Source organism: Chryseobacterium sp. CH21 (assembly GCF_004119445.1).
Taxonomy (GTDB): domain Bacteria; phylum Bacteroidota; class Bacteroidia; order Flavobacteriales; family Weeksellaceae; genus Chryseobacterium.
This window is the reverse complement of the sequence record NZ_QICI01000082.1, coordinates 126894-148967: the sequence shown is the minus strand read 5'-3', so window position 1 is coordinate 148967 and position 22074 is coordinate 126894. Positions and strand designations below refer to the sequence as shown.

Genomic DNA, 22074 nt, shown 5'->3' with positions numbered 1-22074 from the left:
AATGCTTATAATGAAAAAAATAAAAGGAAAGAAAAAGTTCTACAAATTCTTGTTTGTCCCTCATTTATAAGCCACTAATATTCACATTTTCACATGATTTTATATTTACAGAATAAAATTCAATCATTATTATGGTAATGATCTATTAAAACTGTCTGTTTTTTGGCATAATTAAACTTATATTTGCCAAAATTTATAAAGTAATGAACTATAAACTTGAACTCAACACTCAGGAGCCTAATTCTAAAATTGTTTTTCATAACGTCAAATTTGATTCGTTCAAGATTAATATAGTTGAAAGATATATCGGGTCCATGAAGGCTCGTCCTACATTATGTGAAGTTTTATTTAAAGTGAGAACTTTAGATGATGTACTTATCAACAGAAGAGACGGTAATATAAGAGTAAAGATTAAGGGTGATGATTTTGAAACCTATCAGAAATTATCCAGAGATCTTAATTCTTATGAATACAAGAACAAACTGATCAATAGAAAGGAGGTTGAAGAAAATTATGTGCACTTCATTCTGAGTTTAGTGATTGCCAATTATCAGCTTAATTAGACTGTTTCGGGTATTGCTCCTTTATTATGTCTTGTAGAGGAGCAATTCTCAAAAAATAGTATCGCACAGGATAAGGCAGGTTTTCAATATTTTGAAAACTGTAAATTATCCGGTAAAATTTTTCGAAAAAATAGAGTTTAAATCAAATTATTCGATATTACGTAGGAGATTGCTTCAATAATATTTTTTACCCCAATTCTTTCAAACAATTTGCTCCTGTGAAACTTTATGGTGCTGGGAGACACAAACAACTGTTCTGCAATTTCTTCTATTGTTAACCCCTGAAGATAGAGTCTTATGATTTCTATTTCCCTTATTTTCAAAGTGATTTTACACTCTTCCGTCCATTTTCCGGTAAAAAGGCTGTACTTCCAATAAGAATCTGATTCATTGGAAACGACCCTGATATTTCCTGCAGTACGGCTAAGAGAATAGGATACTACGCAGGCTACTTTAGAGATTTCACCCTCCTCACAGATTTCTATGGGTGTGATTTTGTGATTTACAAGAACATCTACGCTATTAGCATATTTAACATGGAAATCATAGGTAATGGTATGCATTTTCTTTTCTTCCGGTGAAAGGCACTCGAAGAACTTCATCCCGTTAGTACTTACTCTTTTCAATATTTCCAGATCCTCCTTCTTGGTGTATTTACGGAAAAAACCATAACCCATCTTTTCTACCTCGGCAGCCCGTAGTCCTGAAAAAAGTAAAGGATTTTCTGAAATGAATTCCAGTTTTCTGGTTTTGAGATCTGCAACATACACACAGCCCAAACTTGTTTTCGCTACAGCTTTCAGCACATTAAAGTATTTATTTGCGCTTTTTTCTTCTGTAAGTGGCATATTACCAGATCTTTTCCTGATATATAATGAATTTATTTTATCACTCATATTGTTGACATGATAATTGGGGATACAAAACTATTTTATAAGACTACTTTTTGCAAACATATTCATAATTAAGCTAAATAAAAAATCTATTAAAACTTAATTATAATTAAATTTAAAACTACAAAGTATTTATTTTAATAATAAAAAAATCTGAATTTTATTATTTTATTGAATTTTCAACATCCACAAAAAGGATTTTCCATTATAGCAGAGGTGCAGAAACGGAATAAACAGATAAAAAATATTTATTTTAAAATGAAAACTCTGGTATTATCTCTTCTGAAAGTATTTCTCTAAATATCATTACAACTTAATTCATCAGGCTTTGAGTTAAAACTATACAAAAGTATAGCAATATTAAATTTTTATTAAATTATTTTTACCCAAATCATAATAACAAAATAATATCTAAAAATATCCTAGAAAAATGAAAGAAACTAAAACAAATTAAACTATCTCAAACCTCAATGCAGTCTGATGAATGGTTTTTATCCTCTAAAAAATATAAAACTGTCCACTCATCTGCATATATAAATCTACTCTCACTTACTTACCCCCTACTACTTCTGTTTATTCATTCATCACTTTTATAAAAAGTGTGATGATAACACAGTGCTATACTTTACCATGCTCAGCGTCTCTGTAAACATTAAAAACAGAGGGTATTTTCTATGGATTTATCAATAATTCCAATAGAAGAACTCTGCATATTGGTGTAAAGAAATCTTTAAGCTTATTGGATTATGAATACGAACTTAAAATGAAACTATATGAGAAAAATTCTACCTGTTATTTTATTTTTTCTGATTTTCACTTCCCATGCCAGGGGACAGACCTGCGCTCCTGTTCCGGTACCTTTTTTACAGTCATTCAGTACCGGTGCACTTCCTGCATGCTGGACCAATCAGAATCCTACTTCAACCTCTACAAACGCCAATGTTAAGTGGAAATTTTCAGGGACAGCCGGATACGGGGTTACTGGAAATGGAGGAAAACCTGCAGGAACTTTTGCATGGGTTGATGCCTCAACCCCCTATGCTGATGAACACACTGTAGAACTCATCAGCCCACAGATCAATTTAGCAGGATTAACAAATCCTTATATCAAATTTGAATGGCTGAAAGACCATTTAACCGCCCTTAACGGAACAGTACCCGCTGCTGACAACAACGAGTTAAAACTTTCTGTTAATAACGGTTCCGGATGGGTACAGGTATGGTCCAGCGACACCAATTCCCCAGAATGGAGAACAGTGGGTGTACCTCTGGCAGCAAGCTATGTAGGGGCAACTATTCAGTTAAAATTCACCGTTGATAAAGATGTAGCCGGAAACGGAAATTTCTATGACGATATTCTGCTGGATGAAGTTCAAGTGATTCAGGCTCCAACATGTTTTGAGCCCACAACTTTGCCAGCAAGCAATATTGCACCCGCTTCAGCTACACTCAACTGGACGCCACCGATGGCTCCGGCACCAGCACCAGCTAATGGTTATGAATATTATTACAGTACCAACAGTACTCCTCCTGTAGCAACAACTATTGGTACAGCAAATTCTGGAACCAGTGCCAACATCGGTTCACTTACTTCCGGAGCTACCTATTATTGGTGGGTAAGATCTGTATGTTCTCCTACCGACAAATCACCTTGGGTTGCAGGTGCTGCTTTTACTCCGGGACAGATTGGAGGAGGTACCGCAACACATGCCTTTCTGCCTGTTTATTCCTGTTCAGGCTTCAATTATTCTCAACAAATTTATTTGGCTTCAGAAATTGGAGCTGCTGTGGGAACTAATAATTATATAACTGCTATCCGGTTTTTTGTTTCTACCACAGGAACTACCCAAGCTAATTATAATCAATGGGTAGTCTATATGGGAAATACCACGCAAGTAGACTTTGCCACAACTACAAGCTGGATTCCTTCAGCTTCATTAACGCAGGTATATTCCGGTACTTTGCCAGCCATGACATCAGGTACATGGGTTGAAATCCCTTTAGCCACTCCATTTTTATGGGATGGAACAAGTAATGTGGTCATTGGTGTGGACGAAAATTCTACCGGAACATCTTGTACGGCCAACTGGGGCAGCTATTCTGCTGGGAACAACCGTGGGATGATCTATTACAACAGCACCACCAATCCTGATCCGGCAAGCCCACCTATTGCGACAAACAGATATGCTGTTTTACCAAGAGTACAGTTGACGGGTACCGTATTACCAAGCTGTACCAATACTCCTCCTGCTAATATTGCTGTGAATAATATCACGGCTACCTCAGCCAATATTACCTGGACGGCAACAGCCAATGCAACTTACGTTGTAAGATACAGAATACCGCCCTCGCTTACATGGCAGACCGTGAATGTAACAACCCCTTTCACCAATAGTATAACACTTACCCCGCTGATTGAGCAAACTCAGTATGAAGTACAGATTGCAACCATTTGTGGAACTCAGGGAGCGTTTTCGGCGCCAGTAAGTTTCACAACGCCTGCGCTGACCTATTGTAATGCAGCAACAGCTACCGTTACAAACGGTTATATCAATAATATAACGATGATTGGTACTAATGTACCTTTAACAAGTAACAATTCGGGGGCAACTACTTATACAGATTATTCTTTAGATGCTACCAAAACGATTACTCTTCTGAGAAATTCAGTAAATAATACATTGTCTGTAGGAAGATCTATCATATCTGGCACCTATTCTACCAATGCTTGGATAGATTTTAACGGTGATGGTATTTTTGATAATAACCCTACGACAACTCCAGGCGGGGAAAGAATTATGAATCTTGGTTATTCAAGTACAACTCCTGTTACTGCTACTTTTCCAGTTCCGGCTAATGCTTATTCAGGAACGAGTAAAATAAAAATGCGTGTCATCGTATATTCTGGTACTCCTGCCAATGCCTGTGGACCTTTAACACTTAATGGAGAGGTTGAAGATTATTATGTAAAATTTATAGATCTTCAGCCTTGTACTACTGCTGCGCCAACCAATATTGCAGTAAATAACATTACTCATAATTCAGCTTATGTATCATGGATCCCTGCTTCCAATGCAACTTATATTATCAGATGGAGACAGGGAAGCACAGGAGCGTGGCTTCCAAGTGCTGCAGGACAAACTCTTCCGGCAGGACAAAGCTTTTACACGATTACTGGTCTTGCTGAACAGACCGGATATCAGGTACAAATTGCAACCATTTGTAATGGAACCCAGGGAGCATTCTCTCCAAGTGTAAGTTTTTCAACTACACCTTTAACGTATTGCAATATGACCGGAACCGGTACAAATGATTTTATTTCCAATGTAAAAGTTACTCCTGTCAATTTCCTGGTAATGGATAATACTTCTGTTCAGACGAATTATATCAGCTATACAACACCGGCTACTCTTATTAATCTGGAAATCGGTTCACAGGGAAATCAATTATCAGTTTCTAAAGAATGGGCAGGAACTCAATATTCTGATGCTGTAAATGCGTGGATAGACTGGAACAGAGACGGAGTTTTCACCGATGCTGAAAAAATAATGACCTCTACAGCGAGTACGACAACGCCGATAACAGCAACTTTCGATGTTCCGGCAACAGGAATCTATACAGGTCCATTAACAACAACTATGAGAGTAGTGCTGAAAAGAACCAGTGCTCCTGTTATGTGTGCAGATGCGGCCAATGGTGAAGTGGAAGATTATGCTGTACGATTAAGACCTTGCAGCAATGCAACACCAGGAAATCCGATATTCACCAATATTACCCACAATTCTGTAAATATCAACTGGACTGCAGCAGCCAATAATAATGCTTTTATCTTAGAATACAGGCCTGTTACTACTCCTGCTTCCGCATGGACGACTTTAAACCTATCCGTTCTGGGGGGGAATCCGCCTATAACAATCAATGTATTAACTCCTGCTACAACCTACGAGGTAAGAATTGCAGCAGTTTGTGGCAGTGGCGGAATCGGAGTTTACACTCCTATAAAAACATTTACAACAAGATGTGATCCTACCCCGCCATTTGTAACCATAAGCAATGTAACATCCAACTCTGCTGTGATCACCTGGAACCCGATTGTTCCGAGCGCATCTTATATTTTAAGATGGCGGGAAGTAGGCAGTACTCCTTGGAACACCCCTACAGTTCCTCAGCCACCGGCTAATTCATATATGATTCAGAATCTTGATTCATTCAAAATGTATGAAGTACAGGTAGCCAATATCTGTAACGGTGAAACGACAGCTAATCCGTGGTCTAATCCGAAGGTATTTACAACAGAGAGAATCTGTGAAATTCCTCCTCCGGGATTGATGATTACTCAGATCTTCCCAACAACTGCAGAGGTTGTGTGGGATCCGTTTCCGGGAGCAACTTATATATTGAAGTACAGAAAAGTAGGAATTCCAAGCTGGACTGATGTTGTGGTACCTACCAATACTTACACCATCACAGGTTTACTGGAACTTACGAAATATGAAATGCAGGTGGCTAATATCTGTAACGGAGCCCCGGGAAATTTCACAAAACTGTACTATTTCACCACTCCTACAGTAATCTATTGTCCTATGGCTGCAGCTAATTCTACAACAGAATTTATTTCAAAAGTAACGGTAAAACCTAATGGCAACAAGGAAATGATTAATGAATCTCTGGCTTCTACTTATTCAAACTTCACAGGTAATCCTTTAAAGTTTATTGAATTGACCCAGGGATCAAAAGGTAACCAGATTACTATTGATAAGACTTTAAGCTCAGGAATCAATGCTGGCGTTGCAGTCTGGATCGACTTCAACAGAAACGGAGAATTTGACATCAACGAAAGAATTCTGGCAGACGGACCTAATGGAAACCCAACAGCTAGTACTACTTTCAATGTTCCTGACAATGCCTTCATTAGCATGACAGATTATAAATATGTAGTGATGAGAGTCGCTTTACAGAAGGATGGTATTCCTGTGAACTGTACCAACTTTAAGGATGGTGAAGTGGAAGATTATACGGTAAGAATTTCTAAACAGCCAGTACCGAATTCACTTAACCAGACGGATATTCATATTTATCCCAATCCGGTAAGTTCAGTATTGTATGTAAAAAATATAAGTTTCAAGGCTCAGTATAAAATTTACAGTGCTGCCGGAAGATTAATATCAACAGGGATTATCCTGAACAATGCTATTGATGTCAGCAATCTTATCCACGGAATGTATATGATAGAGATAGAAGATGGAGGAATAATTGTTCAGAAGAAATTTATAAAAGAATCTTAATCTCTTTTGGATATGAAACTTCAATTTTTAGAATCAAAACTTTGTAATTCATGAAAAACATTATATTCAGTTTATTATTTATCTTATTAGCTATTCCTATTTCGGCTCAAAGAGATACGGACCACTGGTTTGCTCCTTATTATGCTTCAACCAGTTATACACAGGCATTATATCTTTCTACGGATTCTACAACCCCTTTTGTAGTTACCGTTAATAGTAATAATATTCCGATTGGCACTGTAACAATTAGTAAAAATGCCCCTCAGATATTTGTTGTCCCCATTGCTGTTATCGCTGCAAATGTTACATCCGATGCTTTCAGTATTATCAATAAAGGATTGCATGTACAGGGGACCAAACCATTCTATTGTTCATTAAGAATTGTAAGTGGTACAACCCATGCTGAGATTATAACAAGTAAAGGGAAAGCCGGAATTGGAAAAGAATTTTATGTGGCCGGAACTCCATCAACAGCAACATCCACTGGCAATAACTTCACAGCGGGGGTATTGGCAACAGAAAATAATACCATAGTCACAGCTACATGGAATGGAAATGTAGCATTCTTCGGTGCGGCACCAGCATCAATCAATACCCATACGTTTACTCTTAATAAAGGTCAGTCTTTTATTTTTGCAGGTGGACCGGGGGCAGGTGGACAAAACCAATCAGCTTTTATTGGAGCCAAAATTGTTTCTAATAAGCCGATTACGCTTACCAACGGAAATGTTAATGGAAATTTTGGAAGCAATACGAGTGCAGGTTCGGATGCTATTCTCGATCAGTCTGTGCCTACGGAAAGACTTGGAAGTACTTTTGCCATGGTAAAAACCAGATCTACCAATGATGATCTGGAAGGAGGCATCATTGTTGGAACTGAAGACCATACCCAAATATTCATCAATGGATCCAACACTCCCATTGCCACCATCAACAGTGGTGATTTTTACAGAATTTCGGGGAGCAATTATGTACAGCAGGGAACTTCGGGTCACTTTAATATGTTTATAACGACTTCAAAAAATGTGTATCTGTATCAGTTGGTTTCAGTGGGAAACAGCAGTGCTACTTGTGGTTACAACTATATCCCACCATTAAACTGTTTCCTGCCTAGAAAAATTGACGAAATCGGAAAGATCAACGAAATGCCAACGGGAGCCGGAACAACAAGTACTGTCCCGAACGGAACCATAGTAAAATTGAATATTCTAACTGAAGCCGGAGCCAATGTAACAGTGAATGGTGTGCAGCCAGCCGCTTCAGAAGGTCCTTTTCCGTTAACGGGTAATAACAGCTGGGTAACTTATGCCATCCCTTCCAGTACAGGAAATGTTACGGTTATTTCTGACAAAGCAGTAACTGCGGGTATTAATGGAGGGTACAGTACTTCCGGATATGGAGGATATTTTGCCGGGTTTTCTTCAATTCCATTAATTGCAAAACAAACGGGAGAATGTATACCGGGTATTGTACTTGAGGTTGATGACAGCTATGATACCTACCAATGGTTTCTGAATGGAAATCCTATCACCGGAGCTAACGCGAATACTTTTACACCATTGGTTTCAGGAAATTATACGGTAAGAATTGCTGTAGGCTCATGTACTCCTGCAATCACTCCGGTATATAAAGTGTATACATGTCTTGAGGAATCTACCAAGACTATGACGGTTTGTGAAGGATATCAGGCTATCGTTCCTGAATTTTCCAATTCTACCCAAAGCTATGTTCCGAGTACCGTAACGATCCTTACACCTCCGGTAAACGGTACAGCAACAGTTGATCCGGCTGGAGTTATTAATTATACCCCCAACTTCGGTTATATGGGGATGGATACCATTGTTTATAAATTCTGTGGGAACAACCCGGATTTTACAGATTGTGAACAGGTAACTTTAACCTTGACTGTTTCTGAAAGCCCAATCGTTAAAGATGCAGCCCTAAGATCATGTTTCGAACCTTCTAATCCGGTACTTGGTAAATTTGATTTAACATCTGCCGGAGTGAATGTACAGCCGGGAACGATTAAACAATATTATCCTTCTCCAACTGATGCCCAAAACGGAACCAATGAAATACTGACTCCTGCCAATTATATTGCTCCTGACGGAGTGGTTTATATTAAGGTAAGCAACGCCAACGGATGTTACAGAATTGCAGAAGTAACGCTTACTGTCATCCCTCCTACTTACTCAGATGTATTAAAGGATCAGATTATCTGTATGGAAAATACCACCACATTGGATGCAGGATCAGGATTTACTTCTTATCTATGGAGTACCGGAGCAACCACACAATCCATTAAGAATGTTGGGGTTGGAACATATTGGGTAGATCTGAAAACCAGAGAATGTACTACCAGACAGACTGTAAAGGTTTATCCTTCAGAAAATCCTGTTATTTCGGATATCAATATCAGTAATAATACCGTTACCCTAAATGTAATTGCTGGAACTGCGCCTTATCAATATTCAATGGACAATGTAAGCTGGCAGAATGAAAATGTATTCACCAATATCCCTCGTGGAAGTCATACTTTTTATGTGAAAGATTCTTACAACTGTACACCGGTAGAAGTAGAAGTTACCGTTCCGAATCTGATCAATATCATCACCCCTAATGGAGATGGAATCAATGATGCACTGGACTACTCTGCATTATCTGATAAGCCTAATTTCACCTTCAGTATTTACGACAGGTATGGAAGCAAAATTCATGAAGGAAGTAAATTGAACGGATACCAATGGGATGGAAGCATAGGCGGCAAAAAGGTTTCTACCGGAAACTACTGGTTTGATATGGGGTGGAATGAGACGAATAAAAAACAGACTCCCATAAAATATACCGGATGGATTATGGTAAAAAACAGAAATTAATATCAACATTTAAATATCAGTTTTAAATATGAAAAAGCTATTATATATACTCTTTGTGATCTTTTCAGGGTTGCTTTTTGCCCAAAAAAACAGTATTACAAAATTTGCAGTCTACAATAATACAGTAGGAACATCCAGTATGTTTGATCTTTACAAAAACAGTATTGAGAAAGCAAATGTTTATAAAACCAAAACCAGTCTCCCTGCTCATTTAAAGAAGTTTGATTATCTGGCTGAAAATGGGTTAATAGAAATCAAACTTAAGAAAAACGCAGGTTACCCTGACAGCTTATCTCTGGAAACGTTGAACGAGCAGAATAATCTTCCAAAAGACAGACCTGTATTTATCGAAGGATATCAGTTTAATGACACCACTACCCTTGTCTATAATGAAATGATTGGCAGCATAGAGGTTATAGATACTCACGGACAGAAAAACATCCATATTTCAACCATAAGAAATTAATGACCAGTTTTGACGGAAATTAATTTAAAAGCAGAGACTATTTCGTTTTGAAATAGTCTCTTTTTTTAGTGGATATTCAATTCCTTTCTGATTTAGATTTTCTGATCTGCCCGTAAAATGAAAACATCAGGTTTTAATCATAAATTCACTAAAATTCAAATACAAAACCAATACTACGTTGCTACTACACCCATCCAAAATTATGTAAAATACCTACATATTACATACTACATAAAGTAAAATAACAACTAAACATCATGTAAATTAAAAAATTAGCAATTACTTTTGAAACGCTGAAAAAACAGAATCCATGCAAAAGTATTTATCATTTCATTCAGCTACAACCACAAAAGATCTGGAAAAAACTTCATAAACTAAGTGTAATAATAAAAAGAGTTAATCATTAGCGTACCGTGTACCTGTAGGAAAAATGTTACTCCCTACAGGTACTTTTTTAAGCCCTGTTCAAATAAACACCATAATCACTAATTATATATTTTTAATCATTCTAGTAGCGTACCTGCAGTATAAGTGGTTTTCTGCAGGTACCTTTTAAAATTTTAATCAAAATAATATATGCTAAAAAAACTATTCTTTCTGATTTTCACTGGTTTTTCAATTTTATCATTTTGCCAATCTGATGAGGTCCTTTTTATTGGAAATAGTGTTACTTATTTCAATGACATGCCTGAAATTTTCAAAAATATATCAGCTTCAAAAGGAAAAAATGTTTCAATAACAACGCATACTCCTGGGGGAACCGGATTTGTTAATCATGTAGATGATCCTGTGCTGTATCAAAAGATAAGATCCAAAAACTACAAATATGTTATCATGCAACCCGGCACGGCTGAATCTGCTGGTCATTCTTATCCAGTTTCAATAACAGCTGAACGGGGCCGTAAGATCAAAGATTCTATCCGTAAGTACAGTCCGTGTTCTAAAATATTTCTTTATGAGATTCCTTATGGAGTACCATCAGCCAATGAATATAACACCTATTTTACTTTCCAGCAGAAAATAAAGGATTCTATTACCAAGATGTCTAACCTGATGCAAGTAGAAATGGTTCCTGCCGGAGAATCTGCAAAACAATATTACAACACCTCTCAGGATCTTGCGCTCCATGGATCTTATAATGATATTCATCCAGGGCCTAAAGGAAGTTATCTTGTGGCAGCCTCTATGTATTCAGCTATTTTTCAGGATCATGTATTCCCATCCACTTTTTATAATGGGATTCCCCAAAACACTGCTGAAAATTTTCAAAATATTGCCGATCTTGTTTTTTTTAATAATCCTGCACAATGGAACAGCAATGCATTTCATCTTCATGCTGACTTTGTTGCAGGAGCTAATGGAACAACTGTTAATTTTACCAATCATTCTGCCAATTTCACTTCAATATTATGGAACTTTGGAGATGGTACTACAAGCTCTTCTTTACATCCGGTTCATCAGTATACTTCTTCAGGGAATTATACAGTTACACTTACCGTCACGAAGAATTCCTGCTCAGAAACATTTACCAAAATAATTAATATAGGATCATTAGGAACTACTGATATTAATGTGCAGCCTGAAGTTACGTTTTATCCTAATCCTGTTACAGAAATCTGTTATATAAAAAGTAAAGAAAAAATAAAAACCATTGTCCTTTATGATATGACACAAAGACAACTTGCTGATTGGAAAAATCTTCATGTGTATAATACAAAAATAGATTTTTCCACTTACAGTAAAGGAGCTTATATCATCAGTATTCTTTATGAAAACAACCGTAAAGAATATATTAAGGTTATTCATAAATAATTAAGTAATTAAAAAAATCAGGCTGTTTCGATTTTGAAACAGCTGATACCATACTAAATTAAACTGAGTTCGGGATAAAAAAAGAAATAAAATTTATAGAAAACAGTAAAAACCCACATATTTAAATTTATAATAATCAAATACTTAAATAAATAATTGCTATAGATTTGAAAAACCCAATTACAAGTATTCTTGTACAAATTGACGATTTTTGTAAAGAGTGTGACATCCAAATGAAAAAATTAAAACAAGCAACAATGTGATTTCCTAATTTTATACTGTGAGAATTTTCCCCAATGATACTTGAATTGATATATAAAATATTCATTATTTTAAATTTAAATTATTGATAAAAAATGTAATCTATTTTTCTTAATTAGAATAATACAAATGTAGATTGGATCAGTGAGCAAAAAATTAAGATCTATTAAAAAAGGAAAGGTTATTCGTAATTTTATACTCAAGTAAGAAATTCACGTTTGTTTACTATTATCTAATATGATTAAGATATCTAGAGACTGAGAATGCTACTGCCTGCTTTCCATCCTTCAAAATATATTTTCCAAATGCTCCATATAGAGAATCATACTCCAGATTTTTAAGAGATTCTTCAATAAATAGTACTTCTTCTTTACCTAAAGGAATATAATTGGGATAGCTATACAAAAAAGATACAGACTTTAAATCTGAACATACCTGAGGGTTATCTCCTGTAAATAATTGCCCCCCTTGCTTTGGTACAAATAAAACGGCTGCACCATCAAAATGTCCGCCACATAATACAATCTTCATCCCTTCCCACAATTCCATTTCACGGCCACTCCATATTTTAATGATAGGATCTTTACGTTGTATCCACATTTTATCTGCTTCATGGATATAAACCGGAGCATTAAAAGCTTTTCCCCATTCCACAATTGTTGAGTAGTAATGGGGATGGGAGATTGCAATAGCCTTAATACCACCTAATTTATTAACTAATTCTATAGTGCTTTCATCAAGATTAGTAATACAGTCCCAAAGAACATTTCCTTTTGGACTAATGACCAAATGGGCACGTTGACCTATTCCCATTTTAGGAACAGTATAAATCGCATAAACATTAGGAGCTACCTTTTCAATAATATTTTTATGAGTTTTTTGTACAACTTCCAATGTTGTCCACTGCTGACCCTTTGGATTGACAAACTGTCTTGAATCCTCGCAAATTACACAATGCTCTTGATTTGCAGATTCATATTGAACACCACATGTAATACAAATTGATCCACTTTTAATTTTCGGCTGATTTGGTTGAGAAGCTGAAACAGCTTTTGGTATAGCAAGTCCAACGCCAGCAAATGCACTTAATTTAATCCAATTTCTTCTATTCATTTTTTAATTATTTTAGTTTTGCAATGAAATATTCAATCATTTCATTATCAGTGATTTAATTGCTTTTTTTTGGAATAAAAAATAATTCTCTAACAAAAATAAAATAAGTAATTACAGAAAAACTTAAGATTTCTTAAGAAAAGTCAGAAAGGTTTTCTTATTTAAGTTGCTCAAATATTCTACTGCAAATCCTAAATAAGAAGCAATCATGTATTGGGAAATCGCTGCTCTATATCGGGATACTTTGTAACATAAGCTTTATATTTATTGAATACATCAATACCGCATTCCCAATAAGTCTTTCTTGCAACAAGACAAAGGCATTTTGGATTTTTAAACGCCAGAATTCAGACAAGGCAGGAATCTCTTTTATAGGAATGAAAAAAAATATCAAATAAATTTTGTTTTTATGACCAATCGGTCATATATTTGTACCACTATTTAGCTTTATCATGGCAAAAGGAGAAGAAACCAGACAATTCATTATAGAAAAAGCAGCCCCTATTTTTAATACAAAGGGGATTGCCGCTACTTCTATGAGTGATATTATGGAGGCTACCAAATTGTCTAAAGGCAGCATGTATGTTCATTTTGAGAACAAGGATGTGCTTGCATGTGCCGCTGTAGAACACAATATGAAAATATTAAGTGAGAAACTTCAAAGAGCTTTGATCCAATATAAAACTTCTAAAGAACAGCTATTCGCTTATATTGATTTTTTAGTGATCCTAACCATCCTCCAGTAGTGGGCGGCTGCCCTTTATTAAATTTTGGGACAGAAGCTGATGATACCAATCCTGTTGTAAAAGAAAAAGTAAACCGTGCTATTAAGCGGGGACAAGAATTGCTTTCAGGCATTATTGAAAAAGGAATTTCCAATAAGGAATTCAGAGCAGACTGGAACTCTGCAGATTTTGCAACGGTTTTGTTTGCAATGCTTGAAGGTGGACATCTAATAGCTAGAATGTCAGGTAATAATGATAGAATGATTGCTATAGGCAACACTCTGAAAAAATGATAGAGGAAAACAGGGTTTAATTTTTTTTACTCAAAATATGACCGATCGGTCATTTAAAATAAAGCTTCATAAAAATAAAATCATAACAATCAATTAAAAAAACAAAACAATGTCAAAAACAGTTTTAATTACAGGCGCATCAAAAGGTTTCGGAAAAGCCTGGGCAGAAGCATTTTTAGCAAAAGGATACAAAGTAGCGGCAACAGCCAGAAATGTAGAAACCCTAAATGATTTAAAAGAAAAATATGGAAATTCTGTATTGACTTTAACTTTAGATGTGGATAAAAGGGAAGAATCTCTAGCTGTGGTTCAGAAAGTTCATCAGCATTTTGGCAGTATAGACATTCTAATCAATAATGCAGGCTATGCTTTAACAGGTGCCATTGAAGAAACGAACGAACAGGAAGCAAGAGCACAATTTGAAACGAATTTCTTTGGAACACTGTGGCTTTCACAAGCTGTACTTCCTATCATGAGGGATCAGAAAAGTGGTCATATCATTCAGGTTTCTTCTATTTTAGGATTGGCAACTTTACCTACTATGGGGCTTTATAATGCTTCCAAGTTTGCATTGGAAGCGTTAAGCGAAACATTGGCAACGGAAGTGAAGGGATTTGGTATTCATGTTACTTTGGTAGAACCTAATGGCTATGCTTCCAATATCTGGCATACAGGAATTAATACCCAAAGCAACCCGGTTTATGATGGTGTTAAAAAGGCTTTCTCAGAAGCTGAAACATCTTTCGGGGAGGTAGAAGCCACAGCACCTGCATTGATCAAACTGGTGGAAACTGAAAATCCTCCTTTACGTTTATTGCTGGGTAAAGTAGCACTTCCGTTTGTAAAACAAAGTTACGAACAGCGACTAAAAGTATGGGAAGAATGGAATGATATATCCGTAGAAGCTCACGGATAATATTCAAAAGAATATAAACCCAAAATACGCTCTGTTTTTATAGAAAAACGGAGCGTATTTTTCTTTTATTAACCTGAATAATTGCACTATATTCCTTGGCTTGTGCTTTACATTGCTTCCTAATTTATACAACTTTCCTGTTTACCCTACACAATGTCTACTTCGCTCATGAATATGACTATCTGAGCAAATTATCAATTTACCAGCTGCTTTTCTGAGTATAATTTTGTCTCATCAAAAATAAAACAGATCAAAAATCTAATATAATAAAGCAATGAAAACAACAATTTCAACCTTATTTTTAGCAGCAGCTTTTACAGTGAATATTCCAGCAATTTCTAAAGCTCAGACTCATCACACAAATGCTGTATCATTACATTCCGATACCAGTATTCGTCCCTTTCACATCAATATTCCTCAATCCCAGCTAGATGAACTTAAAAGACGTATCTCTGAGACCCGTTTTCCGGATAAAGAAACGGTAAAAGATGCTTCTCAGGGAATTCAACTTGCTCAGCTGAAAGAACTGATCACCTATTGGGGCAATGGATACGACTGGAGAAAAGTAGAAACTCAACTGAATGCTCTTCCACAGTTTATAACAAAGATTGACGGCATTGATATTCAGTTTATCCATGTACGTTCTAAAGAGTCCAACGCATTACCTGTGATTCTTACTCATGGCTGGCCAGGTTCTCCACTGGAGTTTATTAATGCGATAGATCCTCTGACAGATCCTGTAAAATACGGGGGAAAAGCAAATGATGCGTTTGACGTGATCATACCAGCAATTCCGGGCTATGGTTTTTCAGAAATACCCACTGAACTGGGCTGGAATCCTGACCGTGTTGCCCGTGCCTGGGATGTACTGATGATGAGACTTGGCTACAAGAAATATGTTTCTGAAGGCGGTGACCATGGTTCTGTCATTTCTGATGCTTTAGCAAAACAGGCTCCTTCAGGACTTTTGGGTATTCATCTAACGATGCCTGCAACAATCCCCGCTGAGCTTGTAAAGCCGATTAATGCAGGAGATCCTGCCCCATCAGGACTTTCCGCCTCTGAAGCACAGGCTTACCATGCAATGAGCTCTTTTTTGGAAGAAACGCAGCTTATGGAGGAATGATGGTAACACGTCCCCAGACAACAGGATATTTACTTTCGGATTCTCCAAGTGCCTTAGCTGCTTTCCTTTATGAGAAAATTGCCGAGTGGAGTGAAAGTGACCTTCATCCTGAAAATATAATTGGCCGTGATGCCATTCTGGATGATATTACGCTTTACTGGCTTACGAATACAGCAGCGTCTTCGTCTCGTTTTTATTGGGAAAATAACAAGAACAATTTTAGTTCTGAAGCACAGAAAACAAAAGACATCAAAGTTCCTGTAGCCATTTCAGTATTTCCTCACGAGATCTATCAGGCTCCGGAAAGCTGGTCTAAGCAAGCCTACCCTACTTTATATTATTATCATAAAGCTCCGAAAGGTGGGCATTTTGCAGCATGGGAACAACCACAGATCTTTACGGAAGAACTTAGAGCGGCATTCAAGGATGTAAGAAAAAAGCTTTAACACAATATATCAACAAATATCATTTAATCTAAATAATAAAAAATTATGGAATCAAATATCATTCAGGAGATAGAAAATACTTCTATAGTAAACATCAGCAAAGTACTTTATTCCGGGAAAGTTGTAGTAACCGGAGGACGTGACGGAAAAGCCAAAAGCAGTGACGGAAAACTTGATATTGAACTGACTTCTCCCGGAGCAAAAGGAAACGGAACAAATCCCGAACAATTATTAGCGGCTGGTTGGTCGGCATGTTTTATCGGAGCTATGCAATTAGAAGCATCTAAAATGAAAATCTCCCTTCCCGCAGAGCTGTCTGTGAATACATCTGTAGATCTGGCAACCAATGAGAGCGGATTTTTCCTGCAGGCTCATTTGGAAATTCATTTACCAGGTTTGCCAATAGATGAAGCGATAAAAGTAGTGGAAACAGCACATGAGACATGCCCTTATTCTAAAGCTACCCGTGGGAATATTAATATAAAAATAGATGTGGTTGTGTAGTTATCAAAATGCTATTATACATTTTGATTAAAAGCCTTCCTTACCTTTTTGGTGAGGGAGGTTTTTATTCTTTAAATGAAGTTAGAATTCAATTCCACATACTATTTACTAAATAACAAAAGCAGAAATTTTGTGTAAAAATCAAAAAAAATAATTCAAATTAACGGGATTTTGAATCTTTTTCAATACATTTGCCGCTTGATTATCTCATTAATTTGAGTTTCATGGTTATTAGTTTTTATCCCCAGGACCACTGGGGATTTTTCATTGACCTCAACTTTATTTATTAAAGCTGTAGAAATCAATCCTGTACACTCATACAATCTGATTATTTGTAATAAATCTGCTTGTTTCAACTTTTTTATACCATTTAAAAAATTTCACCTCAATAAGGCATAAAAAAGCCCATTTCCGGGTTTTCCGAAAATGGGCGCACCACTTGATCATCATCCAAATCACAACTAAACTATGAACAATGAAGCAATAGCTTGAGCATCGCTGCCACTTAAAATTTCGTCATAAGCAGCAGAACCTGCTGCTGCTCCAAATAAAGTTCCTGTGTTATATCCTGCCTGGTTGACATTGTCTTCTCCGGCGTATACAGGATTGGTTGCAGAAGGCATGTTTCCTCCGTTGGCAAGCTCAATCCATCCTTTATTGGCTCTCATTCTTCTTACCTGTGAGGCATGTCTGGCCTCTACGGAGTGAATCTGTAATGCCGCCTGGAGTACCACTTTATTGGACATTACATTTCCGGCCTGTCCTTTATAAGCTCTTACTCCGGTATCTTCAAAAGCCTGAGCGAGAATAAGAAATTGGTTATAATCTGTAAAAGGCATAAAGTTTCCACTCGCTGTAAAGTCAAATGTAGGCTTAGTACCCGGAGTTGTTCCTAAAGAAGTAAGTGTACTTTTCAGAAAGCTGACGTGGGCTGATTCATGTTTTGAGATCTGCATAAAAACAGTTCTGTCTCCGTTAGGAATCAATCCTGGTGTGGATAATCCAATGCTGTAATATTCATTTTCAAGATATTCCAGTACGAGTGCCAGCTGTAGGGCATCTGTCAGGGTACTTTTTAAGGCAGTACCTGTTAATTTTATTTCTGTAGTTTCTGCTTTGGCAGGAGTCGTCATCAGAGCTCCCAACCCAAGAGGTACTGCTGCTGTAGCTGCTTTTTTTCCGAATAATGACATATTCGTAATGGTTTCCAGTCTTGAAGCTTCCGTTGTGAAAAATTTATCGTGGGAAAGCTTATCCAGTAATCTAAGAATATTCATAATGTAATTTTTTAAGGTGAGTGATTAATTAATACCTCTTTCTTTCCAGGTGAAAGGTGTTTTGATGAATGCTCCGGCAGCCATTACGATGTCTTTGGGTTCTTTTGCAAGATCAAGTCCGTTAGCATCTATCACATCATCTCCTGAAAAATCAGCAGATCCGGGATTGATCAAATTTCTGATGGCAGAGGCATGTCTGGCCTCCACAGAGACTATTTTACCGGCAATCACAAGATAAGCAGCGTTAGAAATGTATTTTCCGGCCCCATTATAAGCTGCTACGCCCGTATCTTCCAACGCTTTTGCTGTAGCTAATACTGAACTACGATCATTAAAATTCACATTAGGATACTGAAACTCAAGTTTGGGAAGTACATGGTCTGTAGCACCGCTGATAGCTGCTTTAAAGAAATCTCTGTGAATCACTTCATGATGATAGAGGTCTGTAAAAACTTCTTTTTCAATAGTGGAAATTCCCGAATAAAAATTGTTGACTACTTTGGTATAGAAATCCGCTTCAAGCTGTTCAAGTGCATAGGCATAATTTAATACCCCTACATCTCCTGTTCCCAAATCGTATTTGGATTCTTCTATGATCTGGAAATCATCATCATCATTACATCCAATGATGGTAAGGCCCGCTAAAGCCAATCCTACTCCTCCTAATTTTAAAAAGTTTCTTCTGCTGGTATCAAGGGTTGCTCCCTGATTAGAAACCTGAATTGGTTTTTTCATAATATTAATTTTTTTAGTGTTAGGATAAAAGAAGAAAAACAGCATACTGAAATATGCTGTTTGAAATCTTATAATTTGTTATGGCATTAAAACCGTATCTATTACATGAATCACTCCGTTAGACTGGTTCACATCTGCAATAGTCACTTTCGCACTATTTCCTTTAGCATCTTTAATGTAAAGGTCTTTTCCTTTGGTCCAGAAAGTAAGATCCTCTCCCTGTACTGTTTTCATCATGCTTTTTCCGTTTCCGGCTTTTACAGCAGCCCAAATTTCTTTAGCGCTGTATCTTCCTGGCAGAACATGATAAGTCAATATGCTCGTAAGCGTTGCTTTATTTTCAGGTTTTACAAGGTTTTCAACTGTTCCTTTCGGAAGTTTTGCAAAGGCCGCATCTGTAGGTGCCAGTACAGTAAAAGGTCCTGCACTCTGTAAAGTTTCTACCAAGCCTGCTGCTTTCACTGCTGCGACAAGGGTTTTGTGATCTTTTGAATTGACAGCGTTTTCAATAATGTTTTTGGATGGATACATTGGTGCTCCTCCTACCATTACTGTTTTTTCTTTCATCGTTTGTGCAGTTACCTTCCCGCTGAAAGCAAATGATAAAGCTACCATTGCTAAAACTGTGATTTTTGATTGTGTGTTCATTGTGTTGATTCTTTTAATTAATTATAGTTAATTGTGCTTTTAATGTCATTTACGAGGTTGGTTTTATTTTAGATTGAAAAAAAATAAAATCAATTACAACTAATTGATTTTGAGTTAATTATTTTTTACCCGGAACAAATTCAAGACAGATAGAATTCATACAGAACCGTTTTCCTGTTGGTTTGGGACCATCATCAAAAACATGTCCCAGATGAGAGTCACATCTTCCACACAGTACTTCTGTACGTTCCATATGATATGAGGTATCTTTTCTGTATCTGACACTGTTTTTACGAATAGGCTGATAAAATGAAGGCCATCCGCAGGTCGTTGCAAATTTTGACGTTGAGATGAAAAGAGGATTACCACATACGGCGCAATAATAAGTTCCCTTTTCATCAAATTCATAGTACTTTCCGGTAAAAGCAGTTTCTGTAGCTCCTTCTCTGGCAACCTGATAGAGTTCCGGTTTTAAAATCTTTTTCCATTCAGTATTGCTTACTTTCAAAGTATTTTCTGCAGTGTGGGAGTAATAAGGATTTTTGCTTTTAAAAAGTGAGCTTTGTGCTTTATAAGCTCCGAAAGAGAGTGCCAAGCAGAGGGCAAGTATGGTTTTTGAAACGAAAGTGTTCATATTTAATATTTTTTAATTATTTCTTTAAAATCATGTACGAAATAAAAGTTGTTATAGATTTTTTTGGGAATATGTTTTATTTTGCTACATTTGGATAGAAAAATAAACGCTATTAAAACAACCTATTCGGAAGAAGAACTTATCGTTTTATTAAAAGAAAAAAACGAAAACGGTTTTCATTATCTGTATGACCACTATTCTGGTGCGCTGTACGGAATCATTCTCCGAATCGTTCAATCTAAAGAATATACTGAAGAAGTTATTCAGGATGTCTTTGTTAAAATCTGGAATTCTATCCATCAGTATGATGCTTCCAAAGGGAGATTTTATACGTGGATGATCAATATTGCCAGAAATACAGCTATTGATTATTTAAAATCAAAAGGATTTCAGAACGAACTTAAAAACCAATCACTTCCAGATTTCGTATATAATTCCAAAGAGCTTTCAACCACTAATAATTCTTCCGATTATATCGGATTTAACAACGTGCTGAAAGGTTTGGAGACAGACAAGCAGGAGCTTATAGATCTTGCTTATTATCAGGGATATACCCAAAATGAAATATCCGAAAAACTGAAGATACCGCTGGGAACGGTAAAAACGAAAATGCGAAATGCACTGATGAAATTAAAAGATTTGCTAAAAGATTATCAATAAAATAAATTGAACACTAAAGAATACATATCATCCGGAATTATAGAATCTTATATTCTTGGCCATGCTTCTCCTGAGGAAGCGGGTATTTTGGAGTGTGTGATGAAAAATAATGCTGAAGTAAAAACAGCTTTTGAAGAAGCACAAAAGACTTTGGAACATCTGGCTACAGCTCAGGCTGTAACACCTCCAAGTGATTTGAAATCTAAGATCTGGAATAAAATTCAGCAGGAGCAGATTGTTGAAGAGATAAAACCTGCTCTTTCTATAGATATTCCTGAAAGAAAAGATCTTAAAGAAAACAACATAGAAGGAACAATTATTAAGAAAAACACGAGCTGGAAACCTTATGCAATAGCAGCTTCTGTGTTGTTCCTGATCAGTGTTGCCGGAAATTTATTCATGATGAATACGCAGTCATCTGATAAAAAACAAATGACTTTACTGGCTGCAGAGGCAAAACAGCAGAATCAGCAAATGAAAAGAATGAATCAGAAGCTTGATATGTTCTCTAATCCTGATATGCAGATGGTAATGCTAAAAGGCGTAGAAAAGCATACAGATGCAAAAGCAATGGTTTTCTGGGATAAAAAAACAAAAGAAGTGTATCTGAATGCTGAAAAGCTGCCAAAAGCTCCTGAAGGAATGCAATACCAGCTTTGGGCTATCCAACACGGAAAACCTGTAAGTGCAGGAATGTATACCGAAGAAAAAGACAGTAGTATTGCTTTAGCGAATATATCAAATGCTCAGGCGTTTGCCATTACGCTCGAAAAAGAAGGCGGAAGCAAAGTACCTACAATGGAAAATATGTTTGTAATGGGAGCTATTTAAAATACTCCCA

The 22074-nt window shown here is 36.6% G+C and carries 19 protein-coding genes; 13 read left to right on the top strand and 6 right to left on the bottom strand.

The window, feature by feature from the left end:
- Positions 1–203: 203 nt before the first annotated feature.
- Entirely contained in the window at positions 204–563 is a 360-nt protein-coding gene (locus tag BOQ62_RS17560; protein ID WP_089692434.1) for a prevent-host-death protein, read from the top strand.
- A gap of 137 nt (positions 564–700) precedes the next feature.
- Here the strand turns inward: BOQ62_RS17560 and BOQ62_RS17555 are convergent, their stop codons facing one another.
- Complete coding sequence (locus BOQ62_RS17555; protein ID WP_129041528.1) at positions 701–1459, bottom strand: response regulator transcription factor; 759 nt, start codon at positions 1457–1459, stop codon at positions 701–703.
- 770 nt (positions 1460–2229) lie between these two features.
- Here BOQ62_RS17555 and BOQ62_RS17550 point away from each other — a divergent pair.
- The 4 genes from BOQ62_RS17550 to BOQ62_RS17535 all read left to right on the top strand — a co-directional run bounded on the left by BOQ62_RS17550 (position 2230) and on the right by BOQ62_RS17535 (position 11895).
- Positions 2230–6741 (top strand): GEVED domain-containing protein, encoded by a 4512-nt coding sequence (locus BOQ62_RS17550; RefSeq protein ID WP_129041526.1) that lies wholly within the window; start codon positions 2230–2232, stop codon positions 6739–6741.
- Positions 6742–6791: 50 nt separating this feature from the next.
- Positions 6792–9617, top strand: a complete 2826-nt coding sequence (locus tag BOQ62_RS17545; protein ID WP_129041524.1) for a T9SS type B sorting domain-containing protein — start codon at positions 6792–6794, stop codon at positions 9615–9617.
- A gap of 28 nt (positions 9618–9645) precedes the next feature.
- Complete coding sequence (locus BOQ62_RS17540) at positions 9646–10083, top strand: hypothetical protein (protein WP_129041522.1); 438 nt, start codon at positions 9646–9648, stop codon at positions 10081–10083.
- Between the two features lie 576 nt (positions 10084–10659).
- Entirely contained in the window at positions 10660–11895 is a 1236-nt protein-coding gene (locus BOQ62_RS17535) for a PKD domain-containing protein (protein WP_129041520.1), read from the top strand.
- Positions 11896–12384: 489 nt separating this feature from the next.
- Here BOQ62_RS17535 and BOQ62_RS17530 read toward each other — a convergent pair whose 3' ends face one another.
- Positions 12385–13269: a hypothetical protein gene (locus BOQ62_RS17530; RefSeq protein WP_228414274.1), complete on the bottom strand. Its 885-nt coding sequence runs from the start codon at positions 13267–13269 to the stop codon at positions 12385–12387.
- Between the two features lie 452 nt (positions 13270–13721).
- Here BOQ62_RS17530 and BOQ62_RS23515 point away from each other — a divergent pair, with 452 nt between their 5' ends.
- The 6 genes from BOQ62_RS23515 to BOQ62_RS17510 all read left to right on the top strand — a co-directional run bounded on the left by BOQ62_RS23515 (position 13722) and on the right by BOQ62_RS17510 (position 17279).
- Positions 13722–14015, top strand: a complete 294-nt coding sequence (locus BOQ62_RS23515; protein ID WP_228414272.1) for a TetR/AcrR family transcriptional regulator — start codon at positions 13722–13724, stop codon at positions 14013–14015.
- Positions 14015–14287: a TetR family transcriptional regulator C-terminal domain-containing protein gene (locus BOQ62_RS23510; RefSeq protein ID WP_228414270.1), complete on the top strand. Its 273-nt coding sequence runs from the start codon at positions 14015–14017 to the stop codon at positions 14285–14287. The genes BOQ62_RS23515 and BOQ62_RS23510 overlap by 1 nt, the downstream gene beginning before the upstream one ends.
- A 109-nt stretch (positions 14288–14396) precedes the next feature.
- Positions 14397–15203 (top strand): SDR family NAD(P)-dependent oxidoreductase, encoded by an 807-nt coding sequence (locus BOQ62_RS17520; RefSeq protein ID WP_129041518.1) that lies wholly within the window; start codon positions 14397–14399, stop codon positions 15201–15203.
- 274 nt (positions 15204–15477) lie between these two features.
- On the top strand, positions 15478–16329 hold the full coding sequence (locus BOQ62_RS17515; protein ID WP_228414268.1) for an epoxide hydrolase family protein: 852 nt from the start codon (positions 15478–15480) through the stop codon (positions 16327–16329).
- Positions 16326–16775: a hypothetical protein gene (locus tag BOQ62_RS23505; protein WP_228414266.1), complete on the top strand. Its 450-nt coding sequence runs from the start codon at positions 16326–16328 to the stop codon at positions 16773–16775. Before BOQ62_RS17515 ends, BOQ62_RS23505 begins: the two co-directional genes overlap by 4 nt.
- A gap of 45 nt (positions 16776–16820) precedes the next feature.
- Positions 16821–17279 (top strand): organic hydroperoxide resistance protein, encoded by a 459-nt coding sequence (locus BOQ62_RS17510; protein WP_129041516.1) that lies wholly within the window; start codon positions 16821–16823, stop codon positions 17277–17279.
- A gap of 461 nt (positions 17280–17740) precedes the next feature.
- Here the strand turns inward: BOQ62_RS17510 and BOQ62_RS17505 are convergent, their stop codons facing one another.
- The 4 genes from BOQ62_RS17505 to msrB form a co-directional block, all read right to left on the bottom strand.
- Positions 17741–18556, bottom strand: a complete 816-nt coding sequence (locus tag BOQ62_RS17505) for a ferritin-like domain-containing protein (RefSeq protein WP_129041514.1) — start codon at positions 18554–18556, stop codon at positions 17741–17743.
- A gap of 24 nt (positions 18557–18580) precedes the next feature.
- A complete protein-coding gene (locus tag BOQ62_RS17500) occupies positions 18581–19291 on the bottom strand; it encodes a ferritin-like domain-containing protein (RefSeq protein ID WP_129041512.1) in 711 nt (236 codons plus the stop codon).
- A gap of 78 nt (positions 19292–19369) precedes the next feature.
- Positions 19370–19939 (bottom strand): fasciclin domain-containing protein, encoded by a 570-nt coding sequence (locus BOQ62_RS17495; RefSeq protein ID WP_129041510.1) that lies wholly within the window; start codon positions 19937–19939, stop codon positions 19370–19372.
- 118 nt (positions 19940–20057) lie between these two features.
- Positions 20058–20573, bottom strand: coding sequence for a peptide-methionine (R)-S-oxide reductase MsrB (gene msrB / locus BOQ62_RS17490; protein WP_129041508.1), 516 nt, complete (start codon positions 20571–20573; stop codon positions 20058–20060).
- Between the two features lie 90 nt (positions 20574–20663).
- Between msrB and BOQ62_RS17485 the strand changes: the two genes are divergently transcribed.
- Together BOQ62_RS17485 and BOQ62_RS17480 are read left to right on the top strand one after the other, a co-directional pair.
- Complete coding sequence (locus BOQ62_RS17485) at positions 20664–21233, top strand: RNA polymerase sigma factor (RefSeq protein ID WP_228406987.1); 570 nt, start codon at positions 20664–20666, stop codon at positions 21231–21233.
- A gap of 6 nt (positions 21234–21239) precedes the next feature.
- Complete coding sequence (locus BOQ62_RS17480; protein WP_129041506.1) at positions 21240–22064, top strand: anti-sigma factor domain-containing protein; 825 nt, start codon at positions 21240–21242, stop codon at positions 22062–22064.
- Positions 22065–22074: the final 10 nt, after the last annotated feature.

Bases quoted from the DNA above. Each gene is read 5' to 3' on its own strand.
- BOQ62_RS17555 (WP_129041528.1), bottom strand. From the start codon at position 1,459: ATGAGTGATAAAATAAATTCATTATATATCAGGAAAAGATCTGGTAAT.
- msrB (WP_129041508.1), bottom strand. From the start codon at position 20,573: ATGAACACTTTCGTTTCAAAAACCATACTTGCCCTCTGCTTGGCACTC.
- BOQ62_RS17550 (WP_129041526.1), top strand. From the start codon at position 2,230: ATGAGAAAAATTCTACCTGTTATTTTATTTTTTCTGATTTTCACTTCC.
- BOQ62_RS17560 (WP_089692434.1), top strand. From the start codon at position 204: ATGAACTATAAACTTGAACTCAACACTCAGGAGCCTAATTCTAAAATT.
- BOQ62_RS17510 (WP_129041516.1), top strand. From the start codon at position 16,821: ATGGAATCAAATATCATTCAGGAGATAGAAAATACTTCTATAGTAAAC.
- BOQ62_RS17500 (WP_129041512.1), bottom strand. From the start codon at position 19,291: ATGAAAAAACCAATTCAGGTTTCTAATCAGGGAGCAACCCTTGATACC.
- BOQ62_RS17515 (WP_228414268.1), top strand. From the start codon at position 15,478: ATGAAAACAACAATTTCAACCTTATTTTTAGCAGCAGCTTTTACAGTG.
- BOQ62_RS17530 (WP_228414274.1), bottom strand. From the start codon at position 13,269: ATGAATAGAAGAAATTGGATTAAATTAAGTGCATTTGCTGGCGTTGGA.
- BOQ62_RS17495 (WP_129041510.1), bottom strand. From the start codon at position 19,939: ATGAACACACAATCAAAAATCACAGTTTTAGCAATGGTAGCTTTATCA.
- BOQ62_RS17540 (WP_129041522.1), top strand. From the start codon at position 9,646: ATGAAAAAGCTATTATATATACTCTTTGTGATCTTTTCAGGGTTGCTT.
- BOQ62_RS17505 (WP_129041514.1), bottom strand. From the start codon at position 18,556: ATGAATATTCTTAGATTACTGGATAAGCTTTCCCACGATAAATTTTTC.
- BOQ62_RS23515 (WP_228414272.1), top strand. From the start codon at position 13,722: ATGGCAAAAGGAGAAGAAACCAGACAATTCATTATAGAAAAAGCAGCC.
- BOQ62_RS17545 (WP_129041524.1), top strand. From the start codon at position 6,792: ATGAAAAACATTATATTCAGTTTATTATTTATCTTATTAGCTATTCCT.
- BOQ62_RS23505 (WP_228414266.1), top strand. From the start codon at position 16,326: ATGATGGTAACACGTCCCCAGACAACAGGATATTTACTTTCGGATTCT.
- BOQ62_RS17520 (WP_129041518.1), top strand. From the start codon at position 14,397: ATGTCAAAAACAGTTTTAATTACAGGCGCATCAAAAGGTTTCGGAAAA.
- BOQ62_RS17535 (WP_129041520.1), top strand. From the start codon at position 10,660: ATGCTAAAAAAACTATTCTTTCTGATTTTCACTGGTTTTTCAATTTTA.